The sequence below is a fragment of the Thermoanaerobacter sp. YS13 genome, from assembly GCF_000806225.2.
GTDB classification, from domain to species: domain Bacteria; phylum Bacillota; class Thermoanaerobacteria; order Thermoanaerobacterales; family Thermoanaerobacteraceae; genus Thermoanaerobacter; species Thermoanaerobacter uzonensis.
The window spans coordinates 1-16,861 of record NZ_JOOI01000003.1; the positions used below are offsets into that span (position 1 = coordinate 1).

Below are 16,861 nucleotides of genomic sequence, written 5' to 3' on the forward strand. Positions count from 1 at the left end.
GGACTTTCTGAAGAGTTTAACAATATAATTTTTGATTATATTATAAGTTCTTATGCAATTCACCATTTGACAGATGATGAGAAAGTAGAATTAATAACTAAATTATTAAAAAATTTAAAAGATAATGGTGCGATAATATTTGGAGATGTAGCATTTAGAAATACTGAAGAAATGCTTAAGGCAAAGGAAAAAGACAAGGACATATGGGATGATGAAGAACACTATATTATAGCTGATAAAATAATAAAGTTGTTGCCAGATTTAAAAATAAGTTTTGAAAAACTTTCCTATTGTTCCGGTGTTTTAACCATATTTAAAGAAAAAAATAGCCAGTATCTGTGATAAGATAGATTAAGTGGAGATAACTACGTGATAATGTAATATGGATGGGCGTAGCCCTTAAAAGACTTTGTGGCATTTATATATATGATGCCATTTTTTATTTTAATGCCAGGCTTACGCCCATTTAATTTATATCGTTTTTACATTAGCTTTATCAAGAAGATTTACCACATCCTTTATCTTACAAAGAGTTGTTCCTTCATTCATAACTGAAGCAGAACTGCTGGCTACTGCCCATTTTAATGCCTCTTCTACTGATTCATCTCTTTTATAAACAAATCCTGCAAGAAAAGAGTCCCCAGCTCCTACTGCGCTTTTTACTTTTACTTCTATTGGGTCTATTTTATATGTCTTTTTATCCACATAAGCAATAGCACCATCTTTCCCAAGTGTTACAAGAACATCATTTATGCCATATTTTTCACTTATTTCTTTTGCTGCAGAAGGTACTTCCTCCTTTTTTAAATCTTTTCCTAACAATCTTGACAGCTCAAACAGATTGGGCTTTATGCCAAAAGGATGTGCTTTTACTGCTTCTTTAAGGTTATCCCCATCAGTATCAACATATACCCTAAGGCCCATATCATTACATAGTTTTACAATATCAAAATAAACTGATGAGGGTAAACCTTCAGGCAAACTTCCGGAAGCTATAAGAGTATCTCCTCTTCTTGTTATTGCTTTTATCATATCTATGATAAGGTCGTATTCTAAGCTTGTAAGGGGAGCACCGGGTAGGCTCATTCTATACTGGCCTTTTAAAGTTTGTATTATAATATTCATGCGTGTTTCTTTCTCTATTCTTATTGCTGAATACAGTACTCTTTCTTTCTCCAGAAGGAATTGTATCTGATTTCCATTATTGCCTCCTAGAGGGCATATGGCAATGGAATTTCCACCAATTTCTTTTATAACCCTTGAGACATTGATTCCTTTTCCTGCAGCATAATCTTCAATTCTATATACTCTTATTGTATCTTCAAGTATAAGGTCATCGATATATAAGTATCTATCTAAGCATGGGTTTAGTGTCAGTGTAAAAATCAAAAATATCTCCTCCTTACGTATACTCTTTTTTTCCATTATAAACTATTAAAAGATGAGTTACAAGGCATTATAGTTTAAAATACTATACGAAAGGATAATGGATTTTATAGGAAGCGAGTGTTATAATTATAACGACTCTTTGGTTGATATTTTTAGCTCTTATATTTGGCTTGATGTATGAAAAGAAATAGCTAAATGAAGAGGAAAACGTAATATAAGAAAGGAGAAAAATTTTATGCGAGCAATAAGTTTTTTAGGCAAAAATAACTGGTTATTTGCTGTTTTCACATTTATCATAAACATCATTTTTTATAAGGCATTGCCTGAGAATGTTGCTATTCAGTGGCATTTTGATGGTAGTATTTCAAATACTGTCTCTAAAATGACATTTATTTTTATACTTCCTTTAATACAATTATTATTTTATGGATATGTGAAACTCAAGACAAAAAGTATAGGGGAAACACTTTATACGTATTTATACACTATTTTTGTTAATCTGCTTATGCTAAGTGTAGATGTAATAATTCTTATAATAAATTTAAAAAGCGTTTTGAAAAGGTAATTGTAAGTTTAACTTTTTGAAAACATTTTATAGTAAAAATAAGTAAATAAAGGAGGATAGTACTAAAATGTCAAGAAGAGTAATAAAATATTTTTATAAATGTGGCTATATTTTTCCAGTTATAACCTTTATTATAAATATTTTTGCATATAAGTATCTACCTGAAAGTATACCACTTCAAAGGGATGCTTTTGGAAATATAAATTATGCTGTATCTAAGTTGGAATTTATATTTTTTATACCTGTATTGCAGTTGTTTTCTTATATTGCAATAAAATATCCTCAAGCAAAAGGGAAAAGGAAAATTTCTCATGGGATATATGATATTGCAGCAGGGGTTATACTTTTACTTTTTGACATTTTTCTATTGTATGTTTTTATACGAAAATAGTACCCTTTCTGATTATAAATAGTTAGAACTGTTAGAAGGCAACCTGATAGAGATATGTTAAAACTATGTTAAATTTTGCTACGCTTTGGAAATAAAAGAAGGATTTTAAGGAATTTTGTAGAATTTATAGTATTGTGTAAAAAATTTCTTGTCTAATAACTTCCAAGGAAGTGCATGAGATTCATTATAAAGCTAGGCCAGATTATTACAAAGATACCGATATTCCACTGGACAAAGAAGATTATATAAATAAGTTGTCTCACCCAGAGTATAAAATTATGGTTGCAGAAAATGAAAACGATGAGATAGCAGGGTATATAATTTATAAAATAAAAAAGATTGAAGAGCATCCGCTTCTTGTTGACAGAGTAGTAGTATATATAGAAGATTTATGCGTAGCAGGAAGATTTAAAAGAAAAGGTATTGGAAAGAAACTTTTAGAAAGTGCTATTGAATATGGGAAAGAAATTAATGCTTCTTCAATTGAATTGACTGTATGGGCTTTTAATGAAGAAGCAATAAAATTTTATGAATCCCTGTCTTTCAAGCCTCAAAGTATAAAAATGGAAATGATTTTATAATCTAAAAGGGGTGCTTTAAATGTTTTTTGTAATGGTGCTTGTTGATGTAATTATAGTATTTTTGTTCTTGTTTATAGCACTGAGGAAAAGTAATATACATATAAAAAACAGGATGTGGGTGTATTTTTTCATTTCTGGTTTTTTATTTCAAATAGTATTTTTATTGAGAAAGCACTGGGAAGTTTATCTTTTAAGTTTAAACACTTCATTGTGGTATGTGCTTACTGTTGTGCAGGCAGATAATGCTTTTTGGGAAGAATTGGCCAAATTATTAGCTGTTTTGGTTGTAGTATACTTTCTTGATAAGAATATGATGGTACAATTTAAAGATTTAAAATATTCTACAGCGATTTTTACATATACGGGGCTTGCTTATGGTATAGGTGAAGCAATGTCTTTAATGTTTTTATATTATTACCCTCAGTACGGTCAAATTTTTGGGCTACAGATTCCCGTAGGTTTAACTTTAGGCTTTGGTTATGTTTTAGAAAGGTTCTTTGCTATTCAGGGACATGGAATTATGGGAGGTATAATAGGAATAGGCTTTAGCAGTTATGTTTTTAATAAAAAATTCAGTATCCTCTTGATATATTTTATTGTTGCGATCTTTTATCATATGTTTATTGATGGTTTTGTGATTCTATGCCAATATTATCCTCAATTTTATTCGTTTTTTAATTCAATGTCGTTTTTAATGTTGAGTATTTTATTAGGCTATGTTTTGCTTTATTTTCTTTATAAAAATGCTATTAAAAGGGAAAGGAGAGTCTAACTATGTTAAAAAAATTTTTACTGCCAGTTATAATTTTTACATTGTTTATTCTTGCAGGCTGTTCACAGAATGCAAAGCCTATGGAAATAGGTCAAATACCTTGGGGAAATTATCAAAAGCTTACTTATGATATTTTTGAAAATGACAAACTGGTAGGTACAGCAGAATTTGCAATTGAAAAGTCTCAAAACACAAATACTTATGAGATGTCGTCTATCACAAAGATTGACTCAACACAACTGAATAGCGGTACTACAGTTAAATCTGATACTTTAATGCCCGTAAGTTCTTATTATAGTGTAATGTCACCACAAGGGGATATAAAGATAGAGACTACCTACAAGGATAAGTGGAATATTAAGGCTAAAACTCCCAAAGGGGAGCAGAATCTAACTGTTAAACTTCCTAAATATTATTATGACAATGACTCTCTTCTTATGATTATGAGGGCATATCCATTTAAAATAGGAGCAGAGTTTACTATATATGATGCTATAGCTTCAACTGCTCAGATAGTGCCTATTACAAATAAAGTTGTATCTAAAGAGAAAGTGACAGTTCCGTATGGAGAAGCAGAATGCTTTAAAGTTGAATTAAAGGCAGGAGCAGCTAAGCAGTATATCTGGTATTCAGATGATGAAAAGAGGCTTTTGTATCAATATGACAACGGGAAACTTGTGTATAAGCTTAAAAAGGTTGAAAATAACAAATAAAATCTTTTTGAACAGATTCTTTATAAATGGTTTTGGATTCGGTATGTTTTTACTTTTTGCAAACTATATATTTGAGAGGGTGAGTTAAAGTGAGGGGAGATGTTGGTAGAAGATATAAAGTCTAATGAAATACTTTTTTCTTATAAAAAGTGTTTGGAAATAGGGCTTACAAAATCGATAGATGCTCCACTAATATCTTTAGAAGAAAAGGAAATGAAAAGGAAATTACAAGAGAATAAAAAATTTATAGAGGTTTTTAGAAAATGTGTTAATAGAGCACATACAACATACAAAATTGAAGAAAAAATATATTTTTTTGCTGGTGGATAGTGAAGGATATCTTTTAGATATTTTATACAACAAAAAAATATACAAGGATATTACTGACTTAGGCATTAGGAGTGGAGAGAAATGAAAACTAAATATAATTTTAAATTTCATGAAAATGGTAAATGGATGGTGAATTTTGATACAAATGAAGTATTTTTAATTATGAATGATTAATTACAGCAGTTAATCATTTTTAGCAAATTTGTTTACCTAAGTTTATGGGAATGGAGAGATTTTGTTGGAGAATATTATTGAAATAAAGCATCTTGTAAAGACTTATGGTAAAAATGTTTTAAATGACATAAATCTTTCTCTAAGCAAAAATCATGTACTGGGGCTCATAGGGAAAAATGGGGCTGGAAAGACTACACTTATCAAATTAATTCTCGGATTTATAAAGCCAACCCATGGAGAGGTAAAAGTATTTGGCGATAATCCTGTAAATGTATGTGGGAGATTAGGATATCTTCCAGAAAAGCCTGATTACCATCTCCTTTTTACTGGTAGAGAATATTTAACATATCTTGCTAAGATGTTAAGTATTAAAAATGCGAAGCAAAGAGTTGATGAAGTTTTATTGCTTGTTGGGATGGAAAGTCATAGTAAAAAACGTATGAGCAAATATTCTAAAGGTATGCTTCAGAGAATCGGGTTTGCACAGGCATTATTACAGGATCCCGAACTTCTTATTCTTGATGAACCGCTATCGGGATTGGATCCTGTTGGAAGAAAAGAAATCCGGGATATAATAATTGATTTGAGAAGTAAAAATAAAACAATTCTACTGTCTTCCCATAATCTTGATGAAATAGAAAAAATGTGTACAGATATAGCGATAATTAATGAAGGAAAAATTATAAAAGAAGGTTCTTTGGACAAAATCCTTACAGTTAATAAAAGATTTAAATTGACAGCGCACGGCATTAATTCAACTCTTTTAAATAATCTAAAAAATACATATAAAATTATTACTATTGACAATGATAACTACATATTTGAAGAACAAAAAAATGGCGAAAAAGAAGAGTTTCTTAAATTTATTTTAGAAAATGGCGTTTTAATAGATGAATGGGTCAAATACAAAATATCACTTGAAGAATATTTTATTCCATTGGTAAAGGCAGATGAAAGATGAAAAAGATAAACTTATCAATTTTTACTATCTGTGAATATTTCAGAGCAACAGGGTTTTATGCCGAATTACTTATCGTTGGCGCATTTTTATATTTTGGTTATGGCAATACATTTTATAATAAAACGATGCCAGTTGATGAAGCGTATTTTATTATGGGACTTATATCATGTATACTGGCAATTGTTACAACTTACAGGATTACCAACAGGGAAAGAAACAGGCGCATACATATTATCATGACAAAAGCTTTAAGCAGATTTGATTATATCACTGGTAAGGCGATAGCGGCATTTGTGATAGATTTTGTGTTTTTAATGATAGTATTTGTTGTGACATATTTTTATACAAGAGTAAGTAAAGAATACCCATTTTCTATGGCTATTATTACTATGACACCGATATTATTGATTTACTTTCAGGTTGAAGCGATTATTCTTTTTTTATCGCCAATCAATACAAATAAATCAGCTTTTATGATTGGATTTATTCCTATAATATTAGGTTTATATCAGCCATATGACATATTAGAATATATTTTACCACCAATTCAGCAGCTTATAAAGATAAGCTACAGCAGATTTATTACGGCTTATGATTTTGGAGTATTTGCATTATCGCTATTGTATATAATTATATTTTTTTACTTAGCGTATATTGTCTTTAAAAATAGGGAAATCGACTATGATTTATCCTGAAAAGATTTGAGGTCATTATATACCATTAATAAAGAATATTTTAAAAGAGCTAATATTTATTATTATGATCATATTTGCTATTATATTTTTATTCAACTTAATTAATTTATAATGGATACAGCCATAGTGGCTTTAAAATTACAGATAATGTGCTTAATATGACGTGGCAGACAATAAAAAGGTATTTGCAAGGTAACTTTGGCACTGATTTATACAAAAGACCTGTTCTGCCATTATCTTTTATAAGTTTATTATTAAGTTTTAAAGTTATGATACCATCCATGATATTATCAATATCTACCGGCGTAATTTCTGGAATATTAATAAGTGATAGAAATGGAAAAATAAATGCATTTAAATTACTTATAATAAATATTCTATTTTCCATACCAGATGTTGTTTATGTAATGATAATTCAATTTGCTGTAGTATATCTTATACAAAAGCATCTATTATTAAGATATTCTGTTTCAGAAAATTTTGCATTATTGCATGTGATAACATTAACAACAATTCTTGCAGTTTATCTTGCGAAGGTTATTTGAATATCTTTAAATAGTGTATACAAAAATGATTTTATTTTATCACTGGAAGGCAGGGGATACGGCAATACAAAAATTATAAAGCATGCTTTGAAAAATGCATTACCAGATATTTTAAGCTATTCATCGACATATATTGCACTTATGTTTACAAGCCAGGCAGTGATAGAATTTATATTCAACTATTATGGATTGTTCTTGTCATCAATGAGGATTAGGGATATAAATGGAGTTATCATCGGTTTTTTATTATTATTTTTATTAATGCATTTTTTAATCTTAGTTGGAAACGGTATAAAGAAAATTGCTGTATCATGAGGCGCAGAAATTGAAAAGAATTAATGATACGTTAATTATCGGTTTATTATTGATTATAGTACTTGCCTTAGCATATTTTTATCCTCAAATGTTTGCTGCCAAAGATCCATTTTCGGTTGACATAGGAGGATATCGTCAAACTTCATCAGGCAAATATACATTTGAATATCTACTCATGACAAAAATTATCCGCTCGGTTCAGATATACTTGGCAGGGATTTATACAGCTCGAGTATATACGGTACACATCTAACAATAAAAGTAGCTCTTATCGTTACACTTTATAGATATTAATAGTAAATCGAAATGCTTCCGATGAAGATATAAAAAGAGTATATAAAGCTGCTTATATACATGATTACATTATGAGTTTACCTGTAAAAATATGATTCTATTATTGGGGAAAATAGAATAAATTTATCAGGCGGTCAAAAACAAGGGCTTGCTATTGCAAGGCACTATTGAAAGATGTAATCTTATTTGATGAAGCAACGTCGGAACTTGACAATGAATCACAAGAATATATTAAGAAATCAATAGCTAAAATATCTATAGATCATAAAGTTGTTATTGTAGCACACAGGCTTTCTAAAATTATAGATATGGATAAAATTATAGTAATTGATAATGGTGAAGTATGTGGAGTAGGAACACATGAAATGCTGTTGAATAGTAATAAGGTTTATATACGCTTATACGAAGCAGAAGCACATAATTTTAAAAAAGCAGAAAAGCAATTTAATATAGTTTATATAAATAGTTAAAAATAAAAGTTTACTGAAGGAGGTGGTAAAAGTAAAAATTTAATTATCAATTGATGTAGGAGGGATATATTTATGGAACTTATAGTATTGAAGAATGAAGGACTAAAGCAAGATATTGCAGTAAGTAACGGCATAATAAATAGTGAATCTCAAGTTCAGCTAGATGCTTTAGGTGGCATTATCTGTGTAGGACCAGGAGTAATATGTCTTGGATTTGATTTTATTTGTACTGGGGGAGGAATGTGGTGCGTATGAATTCATCGAAATGTTAATATTAATTTAGGAAAGATTTGTTCAAAACGCATACATTTTATTAAAAAGGCAAAAGAGTTTTTTAAATGGAAAAGATTCAAATAAGTGAAAATAATTTAAAAATAATCCCAGAAGAAACACCTGGAGTTGCTATAGGTAACTGTATACCAAATCAGCCTCCTATCCATGGAAATGGGTGTTTTGGAGCAATTTGCGGAGCTAATTGTTTTGGATTGATATGTGTTTGGCTTGGAGTTTTAATTGTTACCAATAATTATAATTATAGACGCAAATATTGTTATGCAAAAGGTGGAAGTTATAGGCTTAAGATTGAAGATATGAGCATTGAAGATGCGAAAGAAATTATTGACTATTTTATAAGGAATTTTGATTTAATTCACACTATTCAAATATTTGGTGGAGAGCTGATGTTGAATTATAGTATAATAAATTTTATATGTAAATATTTTAACGATTTAAAAAGAAATAATATTATAAGTTATATGCCGAGGTTTGGAATGGTCACTAATGGGGGTCATTTTCCTGAAGAATCAATAAGAATCAATTAGTTTGATAAAGCAATTTAACTTTAATATTACTTTTAGTATTTACGGAGAAAAAATAATACATGACAATCTAATAGTCAAAAAAATGGGAAAGGTACATTTGATATTATTAAAGAAAATTATTTTAAATTGATTAATAATGGAATAAATAAAAACAGGATTGCATTTGAATGTACTTATACTCATAAGCATATTGAAAATAATATAAGCTTGGTGGATTTGTTTAAATTTTTCAAAAATGAGTTTGATTGCTTAATAACCCATATTACACCTGTTTGTATTGAGTAGGACCATTTTTTATCGTTAAATAAAGATAAAGAAATAATTAAAAAATATATTAAAGAAGCAGTAGAATATACCTTTGATACTATGCTAAAAGAAAAAATTATTAATTCGTGTGCAATTATTATAGAAGTAATACAACGATTAATAAGAAAAATACCTATACAGTATATTTGTCCAGCAGGAGTTAATAATCTTGCAGTTACTCAAGATGGAATAATATATCCTTGTTTTATGTTTATAGGCACCGACCTATCTGTTGGAAATATAAATATTTCATCTGATGAAATAATGACAAATTTTTAGATGATTTATGTGTAGCCTGTTGGGCTAAATATATATGTCCTTTTTGTTTAGGGAGTTTTGGGGATATTAAAAATAAAGATAGGTCATATGGAGCTGAGATAATGTGCATAATGATGAAAGAAATACTAGAGAATGTGTTATTAAAATTAGCAGAGTTAAAAGCTTCAGAAGAAAATTGTCAGATTTTACAGAAGGTTCTGTTTTATCAAAATGAGCAAAATAGAAAGATTTATTCATTATAAATATAAAAAATCATAAAAATAAAGATTTTATAATTAGGAGGAATAAAGTAATGGAATATAAAGATAATAGAACCATAAAAGGGACGTTAAAAACGATTTATTTTCTCATCGCCGAAGCAGGACTAGTGTGTTTTCTGTTATTAGGTTTTAATACATTGAAAATGGAATATAATTTCGTGTATGGAATATTACTTGCGCTTTGGTCTTTTCCTGTTTTTGCAGGTGTTGTCTATTATCCTCTTAGGAAATACGCCAGTGAGAATTTGGGGTTTATTAATGCTTCTGTTGACGGATTTATTTCTGATTTAATATTGATTTTCTCTTTCCTTTTCTTTGTATTGATATTTAAGGTTCCAATATTAAAATTGAGTTAAAATTGGTTAAAAATATATAGGAGGCAGTGTCCATGTCTAAAAAAAATATAAAAATTGTATTAGCAGTAATAATGGTCATAGGAGCTGCTTTTTTTCTAAGCTATATGCTATTTTACAATCCATCATATTCATACTCAGAGGTATACAATAAATATTACAAAAACTTAAAAGATATCAATTTAGACAAAGGTCTGACTGCTGAGCAAAAATTGGAAGATTTTGAGTATCTATATAATACATTGCAGAAAAATTATCCATTCTTTGAGATGGGAAAAAGAAAGACAGGATTTGACTGGCTGTCTCATAAAGAGGAGTTTGAAAAGAAGATTAGAGAAACAAAAAACAATGTTGAATTTTACAATGAGATAAAAAGAATGGTAACGCTTTTACAGGTTGCTCATGCTCGTTTAGTAAGTCCGGAGCTTTTTGAAAGATTCCAGAAAGCATTTAACGAAGTTGTTAAAAGTGAAGAAAAGCAATTAAATCCTTTATCGAATCCTATAATTATAAAAGATTATGAATACTGGAAACAAACTATTAAAGAAACAACCTATATTTTGCCAATAGCTTTTTCATATATAGAAGGAAAGTACGTTGCTATACCGTACAACAAGAATGAATCACTGAAGGAGTATGGTATACCTGAAGGTTCAATTCTTTTAAAAGTAAATGAGCTACAGACTGATGAATATGTAAAATCTCTGATGGATAAAACCTTTTTAAACTATGATTTCAAGAGAAATAAAATAGTAAAGTATAAACTTTACGTATTCGCTGATACTTTAGGCGATACAATAAAACTTTCTTTTTTAAGCCCTAAAGGGGAAGAGATAGAAAAAACTTTAAAGCCAATTGAAGTGAGGATAAATCAAAGTGTGCTTGATAATAAAATGCCTTTGGTAAAGGGTATATTGGTAAAAGACAAAGTAGCATATTTAAAAATACCAGAAATGAAAATGTCACAAAACGATATTGAAGAAGATGGGAAAGAAATATATAGCTTTTTTAAAGAAATTAAAGACTATCCTTATTTAATAATTGACATAAGAGGAAATGGGGGAGGGAACATAGCATACTGGATTGAAAATATAGTCGAACCCTTGGTATATAAAAAAATTACTTATAGAACATATACGGTAGTGAAAAATTACGACATTAAGTATACAAAAACACTAGATAAATTACCCAAAGGTAAAAACTACCCACCTGAACTGAAAGACGATTTTGGCTATTTTGCTGAGATTTCATACACAGTGACTCCAAAAAATTATGTGGGATTTAAAGGGAAGATATATTTACTCACTGATGCAGGGGTTTATTCGGCGGCAGAAGGCTTTGCTTCATTTGCAAAGGCTACTAAGTGGGCGACTGTCGTTGGTACGCCTACCTCAGGTGGACTTGGTTTCAATCCAGACCCTCTTATACTTCCAAATAGTGGGCTTATAGTGAGATATCCAAACAATATGGCGTTAAACCCTGATGGTACGGCAAATGAAGAAGTAGGTACACAGCCTGATATTTACGTGGAAGAGTCTTATGAGGATTTTGTAAACTATCTCAAGGACAGGGAAAACGTTAATGAAAATAATATTTTAGATATGGTAAAATATGACACGGTATTAAAGAGAATACTGTCTTTCTTATTGTGAAAAATATTAGTAATTTGGTATAATTTTAACATAAGGTCATAATTATGCATATTAGGAGGAATTCTTGTATGAAAAAATTCTTTTGGTTGTTAGGCTTTCTTGGTTTTCTTGGCTTTTTAGGATTTTTTAGATCTTATATGTATTTTGCATTTTTTGCTTTTTTCTCAAACTTTTTTACTAGTCGATATATTAACATCCCACAAGATAAACAACTTCAAAACAAAATGGCAGAAGCGCATACAGTGAGTTTTGTTGTGACAAGTTTTTTCTTATCATTCATGCTAATAATGCTGATATTTAACGTAAGTTATGAAATTTTTAAAGCTATGTTTTGCATTATTTTTGCTTTAATTTCTATTATAGATTCCTATCTACTTTATAAATACACAGGAAGTAATCAAAAATAAAACTCAGACCTCTGTTTTATCAGCCTATAACAGAATTATCAATTGGTACATAATTAACCTATGGGAGATAAAAAGAAATTACTCTACTACCTGCTGCAATATTTTATGATTTGGATTACGCTTTAACTGTTAGAAACATAAAAGTGTAATAAGGTATAATTATGTTAAGTTTATGTTAAATTTTACTGTAGATTGGAAATAGAAGAAGGATTTTAGGGGATTTTGTAGAATTTATAGTATTGTATTCCATTAATTGTTTTTTATTTTAGTTTGAGGGATTATAATTTGTATAAATTTTACATAAACGGAGGATGAAAATGGATAGTATACTTTCTGTAAAAAATCTAAAAAAGTATTATGGCAGAGTAAAAGCCATTGATGGGATCTCTTTCGATATGTATCCTGGTGAAGTTGTAGGGCTTATAGGTCCAAATGGTGCAGGGAAAAGTACTACTTTAAAGACTATAATGGGGCTTTTGAGAAAGACAGAAGGAGAAATAAAAATATGCGGCTATGACTATAAAGATAATGAGGCAAAATTCAAACTTGCTTATATACCTGAAACTCCGGATATATACCCAATGCTTACAGTATGGGAACATATGAAATTTATAGCTCTTGCTTATAAGCTTGAAAATTGGGAAGAAGAAGCTTTAAAATATCTTGATGCCTATGACCTTATAGATAAAAAGAATGAATTGGGAGCTAATTTGTCAAAGGGCATGAGGCAAAAGGTTATGGTAATATGCGGACTTTTACACAAACCAGAGGTTATGCTTTTTGATGAGCCTTTTGTGGGACTTGATCCAAAAGCTATAAGAGAACTTAAAGATACTATAAAAGACCTTAAAAAAGAAGGTAAGTCAATACTTTTAAGTACACATATGTTAGATTCTGTGCAAAACCTTGGAGACAGGGTGCTTATCTTAAAAACAGGGAAACTCATATATGAGGGCACACTTGAAGAAGTAATGGAGAAAGCAGGACCGGAAGGCTCATTGGAAGATTTGTTTTTGGAGGTAACAAAATGAGTGAGATAAATGCACTTTTTATATTTGAATTGATGAAGTTAAAAAATTCAATAAAGGATATTATTAGAAATCCAAAAAGAATATTTGTTTATCTTTTTATGTTTTTAGGATATTTTTTGATGCTTGTTTCTATTATTCTTGGGAATATGGATAATAAGGCAAAACTTTCTCAAGTAAGTGAGCTCAAGTTATCCTATTTAGAAGCAGGTTTAGTTGGAATAATACTTTTTGAGATAATACTTTCAATATACAGTTCTTTAAAACAGCCTGGAATAATACTCGAAGAAGGAGATATGACTTTTCTTTTTTCATCGCCTATAGATGAAAGAAAAATCTTTTTGCTGTATATGACAAAAGGAATTTTTAAGACTTTATTCATTTCTATATTTTTTGTTATATATTTTCCTTTTATAGCAAATATAATGTCAGTTATTAAATATCCATCAAATTTGATATACGCCTATATAGGTATTTTTACAAATATATTTACTTTAGTGCCGCTAAATTTTTTTATCTATTCAATTTCAATGAAATTTAAGGCAAAAAAATTGATAAATCATATTTTATCAGGTATCCTGATTTTGTTTATAGGTTTTATGTTTTACTTTATATACAAAGAAGCAAGTTTTTTTGGTGTTGCTAGTTATTTAGCATCGAATATATGGAATTATGTACCTATAGTAGGTCCAACAAAACTTCTTATTCTTACATATTTTACTGGAGAGTCTGCTCATTGTTTAGAGCTTATTATCATACAGTTATTAACAATAATTATTTTTACATTACTAGCTTTATACTTTGCAACAGACTATTATGAAGAGGTTATTACGTACAGTGAAAGAGTTAGAGAAATAAGAAATAAAGTTAAAAAAGAAGGATTTGTAAGCTCTAGTGAGGAATCTGCAAAAAAAATAAAAAAGAAAAAAGATGTGGTAATTAATTTGCAGCCGAAAGGTCCATGGGCTTTTATATGGCTGAAAATGGTTGAAAATAAAAGAAGTTTGGGTTCTATATATTTTAACTGGTATAATCTATTTTTATTATTAGCATCAATTGCCTTTGGATATTTTTTGCCCAAGGATGACCCTACTATTATATTTGCAATGTCCTTCTTTTATGCATATATAACATGGATTTTAAGTTTTGCTTCTACAGTTAGTACAGAATTAAATAAAATGTATATATACATAATTCCGGGAGAGGGCATTGAAAAATTAATAGCTGTTAATCTTATTCCTTTACTTAAGGCTTTTATAGCGGCAATACTTATTATTGTTCCTGCATCAATATTTATAGAAGCTGGAATTTTAAATACTATTACTGCAATAGTTTTTATTATAAGTTTTTCAACTTTGGACAGTTTTTCTGCTGCATTTATGCAGCTTTTACTTCCTTCAAAACAAGACCTTAAAGCAGCAATGCCTTTATTTAAGATTTTTGGTTTTTTGTTTATACTTATGCCAGTAGTAGCACTAGCGATTCCCTTAGGTGTTATAACAAAGAATATGTCAATAGGAGTTTTAACAGCGGCTTTAATGATGTTTTTGGAATCGGGAGTGTTTTTACTTTTTACAAACTTTATATTTGAGAGGTTGGAGTTGAAGTGAGGTGAGATGTTGGCAGAAGATATAAAGTCTAATGAAATACTTTTTTCTTATAAAAAGTGTTTGGAAATAGGGCTTACAAAATCGATAGATGCTCCACTAATATCTTTAAAAGAAAAGGAAATGAAAAGGAAATTACAAGAGAATAAAAAATTTATAGAGGTTTTTAAAAAATGTGTTAATAGAGCACATACAAAATTGAATAAAAAATATATTTTTTTGCTGGTGGATAGCGAAGGATATCTTTTAGATATTTTATACAACAAAAAAATATACAAGGATATTATTGGCTTGGGTATTAAGAGAGGAACCTCTTTTAAGGAGGAAAGCTGTGGGACAAATGCCATTTCATTGGCTATGAAATTAAAGCAACCAATTTACTTAAAACCGGAAGAGCATTATTGTGATATTTTCAAACAATGGTATTGTATAGCCACGCCTCTTTGTATTGATAATGATATAGTGGGCTATTTAGACATATCAACAGTAAAACATAATATGGCAGATGAAATGATAGGATTTATAGATTTATTAGTATATAAAATTGTCAACGAATATAAAAGAGAAATGGATTTAGAATCACAAGAAGACCTTGAAAAATTGACAGATAAACAGATTGAAATAATAAAAAAGTGTGCAGAAGGATACACAGAATTAGCCATATCGATGGAACTCGGACTAAAACCGGCTACGGTAAAGTATCATAAAAAAGAAATTATTAAAAAATTGCGAGTAAAAAACTTTCAACAGGCGATTGCAAAAGCTATTAAGCTTAATTTAATAGATTAAATTTGGACTATACTTTTGTATAGTTTTTTTATTTTTTCGCCAAAACTATACAAAGATATAGTAGACATTGGAAAAAATGGATTGTAAAATTAAAAATGAAGGAAAAAGCACACGTACTTAAGGCATTAAAAAACTTTCTTCGAATTAAAGTAGGGTTTGAATTTAAAGGTATGCCAAGGAGTAAATTTAAAGGAAAAGGAGGTGTAAGGAGTAATGTTATTTGTATTTGCTGGAGGAAATAAAAAGGCTGGCTGCATAAGTGTAGGTGTAGTTTTTTGTGTAAACATAGGTTATAACTATAACAACTGGAGCATTTAATTGTTTAGGTGGTAGTCAGAAAATAAATATTAAATTACCTCATTGGCATGCTCCCCAAAAAGGGGAGCGTGCGTCCATAAATAAAAATGGAGGTTTTAGAAAATGCAAAGAAGTAATTATGCTATAGGAATAGTAGCTATACTAATTATAACACTTCTTTTAACAATAGGTGCGTTAATGAAAAACTCTTTAACTCTTTTAGCTTTCATATTATTAACTATTGTTGGCCCTTTAGTGACAGTTGCTATAATATCATTTATTAATGGATTATTAAATCCGACAAGATTAATCAAGGTGGTAGGATTTAATATTATTATTGTTTTGGCAATAGAAATAATTATGTTGATTTTTACTCCAGCTTTTTCTTCAAAAGAGTTTATTGATAGATTAAATTCAATGTCTCAGAATTCGGTAGTTCAGATACATATTAGTCAAACCGGTAATGTAATAACTGGACTGTTTGTATTTATAATAATTGCTGCTTTGTTTAGTTTTATTGGCAGCAAAATTGGTAATTTTATTAAAAAATCTTATGAAAAAAAAGGAGAGTAATGATGTCTTCTTCTGGTGGTGTAGAAGTTATTATTTTTTTACAGAACAGATGTATAAAATTTTTTGAAGAAAAAGGTGCTGATTCTTGCGAAAAAGCTTTAGCATTAAATGAAATTGAATACACCCAAAATGCTATTGTTAAACTTTTGCTAAAGCCTTTTGTTCCCTTTGTTATTAGAAAGTTATTAAAATATGGAGTTTTAAATAGGTGTCCAAACGGGAAATATTTCTTAGATAGAGAGGCTGCTTATAAATTCAAAAGAAGTTTTAAAAGATTTTTGCCATTTTGATTTG

At 29.3% G+C, this 16,861-nt stretch carries 26 protein-coding genes; 25 read left to right on the plus strand and 1 reads right to left on the minus strand.

Annotation, left to right across the window (positions count from 1 at the left end; all coding sequences use genetic code 11):
• Nucleotides 1-342: class I SAM-dependent methyltransferase (locus tag THYS13_RS12125; protein WP_042834804.1), on the plus strand; the 342-nt coding region annotated here is incomplete at its 5' end.
• 129 nt (nucleotides 343-471) lie between these two features.
• Here THYS13_RS12125 and THYS13_RS12130 read toward each other — a convergent pair.
• Nucleotides 472-1,389 carry a 1-phosphofructokinase family hexose kinase gene (locus THYS13_RS12130; RefSeq protein WP_042834805.1) on the minus strand — a complete coding sequence of 306 codons (918 nt, stop codon included), beginning with the start codon at nucleotides 1,387-1,389 and terminating at the stop codon, nucleotides 472-474.
• Between the two features lie 235 nt (nucleotides 1,390-1,624).
• Here THYS13_RS12130 and THYS13_RS12135 point away from each other — a divergent pair, with 235 nt between their 5' ends.
• The 24 genes from THYS13_RS12135 to THYS13_RS12240 all read left to right on the plus strand — a co-directional run bounded on the left by THYS13_RS12135 (nucleotide 1,625) and on the right by THYS13_RS12240 (nucleotide 16,857).
• Nucleotides 1,625-1,954, plus strand: coding sequence for a DUF1648 domain-containing protein (locus THYS13_RS12135; RefSeq protein ID WP_003870915.1), 330 nt, complete (start codon nucleotides 1,625-1,627; stop codon nucleotides 1,952-1,954).
• A gap of 67 nt (nucleotides 1,955-2,021) precedes the next feature.
• On the plus strand, nucleotides 2,022-2,345 hold the full coding sequence (locus THYS13_RS12140) for a DUF1648 domain-containing protein (RefSeq protein WP_003870916.1): 324 nt from the start codon (nucleotides 2,022-2,024) through the stop codon (nucleotides 2,343-2,345).
• Between the two features lie 170 nt (nucleotides 2,346-2,515).
• Complete coding sequence (locus THYS13_RS12145) at nucleotides 2,516-2,926, plus strand: N-acetyltransferase (protein ID WP_235603396.1); 411 nt, start codon at nucleotides 2,516-2,518, stop codon at nucleotides 2,924-2,926.
• Nucleotides 2,927-2,945: 19 nt separating this feature from the next.
• A complete protein-coding gene (locus tag THYS13_RS12150; RefSeq protein ID WP_042834806.1) occupies nucleotides 2,946-3,698 on the plus strand; it encodes a PrsW family glutamic-type intramembrane protease in 753 nt (250 codons plus the stop codon).
• A 2-nt stretch (nucleotides 3,699-3,700) separates the two neighbouring features.
• Nucleotides 3,701-4,411 (plus strand): DUF3108 domain-containing protein, encoded by a 711-nt coding sequence (locus tag THYS13_RS12155; RefSeq protein WP_042834807.1) that lies wholly within the window; start codon nucleotides 3,701-3,703, stop codon nucleotides 4,409-4,411.
• 102 nt (nucleotides 4,412-4,513) lie between these two features.
• A complete protein-coding gene (locus THYS13_RS12160) occupies nucleotides 4,514-4,741 on the plus strand; it encodes a hypothetical protein (protein ID WP_235603398.1) in 228 nt (75 codons plus the stop codon).
• Nucleotides 4,742-4,979: 238 nt separating this feature from the next.
• Complete coding sequence (locus THYS13_RS12165; RefSeq protein ID WP_052210530.1) at nucleotides 4,980-5,876, plus strand: ABC transporter ATP-binding protein; 897 nt, start codon at nucleotides 4,980-4,982, stop codon at nucleotides 5,874-5,876.
• Complete coding sequence (locus THYS13_RS12170; RefSeq protein WP_042834808.1) at nucleotides 5,873-6,571, plus strand: ABC transporter permease subunit; 699 nt, start codon at nucleotides 5,873-5,875, stop codon at nucleotides 6,569-6,571. The genes THYS13_RS12165 and THYS13_RS12170 overlap by 4 nt, the downstream gene beginning before the upstream one ends.
• 158 nt (nucleotides 6,572-6,729) lie before the next feature.
• Entirely contained in the window at nucleotides 6,730-7,116 is a 387-nt protein-coding gene (locus THYS13_RS12175) for a hypothetical protein (protein ID WP_042834809.1), read from the plus strand.
• Between the two features lie 33 nt (nucleotides 7,117-7,149).
• The gene (locus tag THYS13_RS14985) at nucleotides 7,150-7,431 is read left to right on the plus strand and encodes an ABC transporter permease subunit (protein ID WP_369819231.1); all 282 of its coding nucleotides are present in this window, start codon (nucleotides 7,150-7,152) and stop codon (nucleotides 7,429-7,431) included.
• Between the two features lie 10 nt (nucleotides 7,432-7,441).
• Nucleotides 7,442-7,684, plus strand: a complete 243-nt coding sequence (locus THYS13_RS12180; RefSeq protein WP_042834810.1) for a hypothetical protein — start codon at nucleotides 7,442-7,444, stop codon at nucleotides 7,682-7,684.
• Between the two features lie 208 nt (nucleotides 7,685-7,892).
• Entirely contained in the window at nucleotides 7,893-8,195 is a 303-nt protein-coding gene (locus THYS13_RS12185; protein WP_042834811.1) for a hypothetical protein, read from the plus strand.
• Between the two features lie 72 nt (nucleotides 8,196-8,267).
• Nucleotides 8,268-8,450 (plus strand): hypothetical protein, encoded by a 183-nt coding sequence (locus THYS13_RS12190; RefSeq protein ID WP_042834812.1) that lies wholly within the window; start codon nucleotides 8,268-8,270, stop codon nucleotides 8,448-8,450.
• Nucleotides 8,451-8,533: 83 nt separating this feature from the next.
• Nucleotides 8,534-9,016 carry a hypothetical protein gene (locus THYS13_RS12195; RefSeq protein ID WP_042834813.1) on the plus strand — a complete coding sequence of 161 codons (483 nt, stop codon included), beginning with the start codon at nucleotides 8,534-8,536 and terminating at the stop codon, nucleotides 9,014-9,016.
• Between the two features lie 366 nt (nucleotides 9,017-9,382).
• Nucleotides 9,383-9,601 carry an SPASM domain-containing protein gene (locus tag THYS13_RS14990; protein ID WP_042834814.1) on the plus strand — a complete coding sequence of 73 codons (219 nt, stop codon included), beginning with the start codon at nucleotides 9,383-9,385 and terminating at the stop codon, nucleotides 9,599-9,601.
• A gap of 101 nt (nucleotides 9,602-9,702) precedes the next feature.
• Nucleotides 9,703-9,843, plus strand: a complete 141-nt coding sequence (locus THYS13_RS14340) for a hypothetical protein (RefSeq protein WP_161485942.1) — start codon at nucleotides 9,703-9,705, stop codon at nucleotides 9,841-9,843.
• 50 nt (nucleotides 9,844-9,893) lie between these two features.
• On the plus strand, nucleotides 9,894-10,217 hold the full coding sequence (locus THYS13_RS12205) for a hypothetical protein (protein ID WP_052210531.1): 324 nt from the start codon (nucleotides 9,894-9,896) through the stop codon (nucleotides 10,215-10,217).
• Nucleotides 10,218-10,249: 32 nt separating this feature from the next.
• Nucleotides 10,250-11,866, plus strand: a complete 1,617-nt coding sequence (locus THYS13_RS12210) for a S41 family peptidase (RefSeq protein WP_052210532.1) — start codon at nucleotides 10,250-10,252, stop codon at nucleotides 11,864-11,866.
• A 68-nt stretch (nucleotides 11,867-11,934) separates the two neighbouring features.
• A complete protein-coding gene (locus THYS13_RS12215) occupies nucleotides 11,935-12,273 on the plus strand; it encodes a DUF3796 domain-containing protein (protein WP_042834818.1) in 339 nt (112 codons plus the stop codon).
• Nucleotides 12,274-12,590: 317 nt separating this feature from the next.
• On the plus strand, nucleotides 12,591-13,304 hold the full coding sequence (locus THYS13_RS12220; RefSeq protein ID WP_042834819.1) for an ABC transporter ATP-binding protein: 714 nt from the start codon (nucleotides 12,591-12,593) through the stop codon (nucleotides 13,302-13,304).
• A complete protein-coding gene (locus tag THYS13_RS12225) occupies nucleotides 13,301-14,911 on the plus strand; it encodes a putative ABC exporter domain-containing protein (protein WP_042834820.1) in 1,611 nt (536 codons plus the stop codon). Before THYS13_RS12220 ends, THYS13_RS12225 begins: the two co-directional genes overlap by 4 nt.
• Before the next feature lie 6 nt (nucleotides 14,912-14,917).
• Nucleotides 14,918-15,697 carry a helix-turn-helix transcriptional regulator gene (locus tag THYS13_RS12230; protein WP_042834821.1) on the plus strand — a complete coding sequence of 260 codons (780 nt, stop codon included), beginning with the start codon at nucleotides 14,918-14,920 and terminating at the stop codon, nucleotides 15,695-15,697.
• A 420-nt stretch (nucleotides 15,698-16,117) separates the two neighbouring features.
• Nucleotides 16,118-16,567, plus strand: coding sequence for a hypothetical protein (locus THYS13_RS12235; RefSeq protein ID WP_042834823.1), 450 nt, complete (start codon nucleotides 16,118-16,120; stop codon nucleotides 16,565-16,567).
• A gap of 2 nt (nucleotides 16,568-16,569) precedes the next feature.
• Nucleotides 16,570-16,857, plus strand: coding sequence for a hypothetical protein (locus tag THYS13_RS12240; protein WP_042834824.1), 288 nt, complete (start codon nucleotides 16,570-16,572; stop codon nucleotides 16,855-16,857).
• Nucleotides 16,858-16,861 lie beyond the last annotated feature (4 nt).

Coding starts and splice junctions, on each gene's coding strand:
- THYS13_RS14990 (WP_042834814.1), top strand. CDS start 9,383: ATGCTAAAAGAAAAAATTATTAATTCGTGTGCAATTATTATAGAAGTA.
- THYS13_RS12235 (WP_042834823.1), top strand. CDS start 16,118: ATGCAAAGAAGTAATTATGCTATAGGAATAGTAGCTATACTAATTATA.
- THYS13_RS12230 (WP_042834821.1), top strand. CDS start 14,918: ATGTTGGCAGAAGATATAAAGTCTAATGAAATACTTTTTTCTTATAAA.
- THYS13_RS12190 (WP_042834812.1), top strand. CDS start 8,268: ATGGAACTTATAGTATTGAAGAATGAAGGACTAAAGCAAGATATTGCA.
- THYS13_RS14340 (WP_161485942.1), top strand. CDS start 9,703: ATGTGCATAATGATGAAAGAAATACTAGAGAATGTGTTATTAAAATTA.
- THYS13_RS12225 (WP_042834820.1), top strand. CDS start 13,301: ATGAGTGAGATAAATGCACTTTTTATATTTGAATTGATGAAGTTAAAA.
- THYS13_RS12140 (WP_003870916.1), top strand. CDS start 2,022: ATGTCAAGAAGAGTAATAAAATATTTTTATAAATGTGGCTATATTTTT.
- THYS13_RS12210 (WP_052210532.1), top strand. CDS start 10,250: ATGTCTAAAAAAAATATAAAAATTGTATTAGCAGTAATAATGGTCATA.
- THYS13_RS12205 (WP_052210531.1), top strand. CDS start 9,894: ATGGAATATAAAGATAATAGAACCATAAAAGGGACGTTAAAAACGATT.
- THYS13_RS12170 (WP_042834808.1), top strand. CDS start 5,873: ATGAAAAAGATAAACTTATCAATTTTTACTATCTGTGAATATTTCAGA.
- THYS13_RS12195 (WP_042834813.1), top strand. CDS start 8,534: ATGGAAAAGATTCAAATAAGTGAAAATAATTTAAAAATAATCCCAGAA.
- THYS13_RS12175 (WP_042834809.1), top strand. CDS start 6,730: ATGACGTGGCAGACAATAAAAAGGTATTTGCAAGGTAACTTTGGCACT.
- THYS13_RS12150 (WP_042834806.1), top strand. CDS start 2,946: ATGTTTTTTGTAATGGTGCTTGTTGATGTAATTATAGTATTTTTGTTC.
- THYS13_RS12155 (WP_042834807.1), top strand. CDS start 3,701: ATGTTAAAAAAATTTTTACTGCCAGTTATAATTTTTACATTGTTTATT.
- THYS13_RS12220 (WP_042834819.1), top strand. CDS start 12,591: ATGGATAGTATACTTTCTGTAAAAAATCTAAAAAAGTATTATGGCAGA.
- THYS13_RS12135 (WP_003870915.1), top strand. CDS start 1,625: ATGCGAGCAATAAGTTTTTTAGGCAAAAATAACTGGTTATTTGCTGTT.
- THYS13_RS12240 (WP_042834824.1), top strand. CDS start 16,570: ATGTCTTCTTCTGGTGGTGTAGAAGTTATTATTTTTTTACAGAACAGA.
- THYS13_RS12215 (WP_042834818.1), top strand. CDS start 11,935: ATGAAAAAATTCTTTTGGTTGTTAGGCTTTCTTGGTTTTCTTGGCTTT.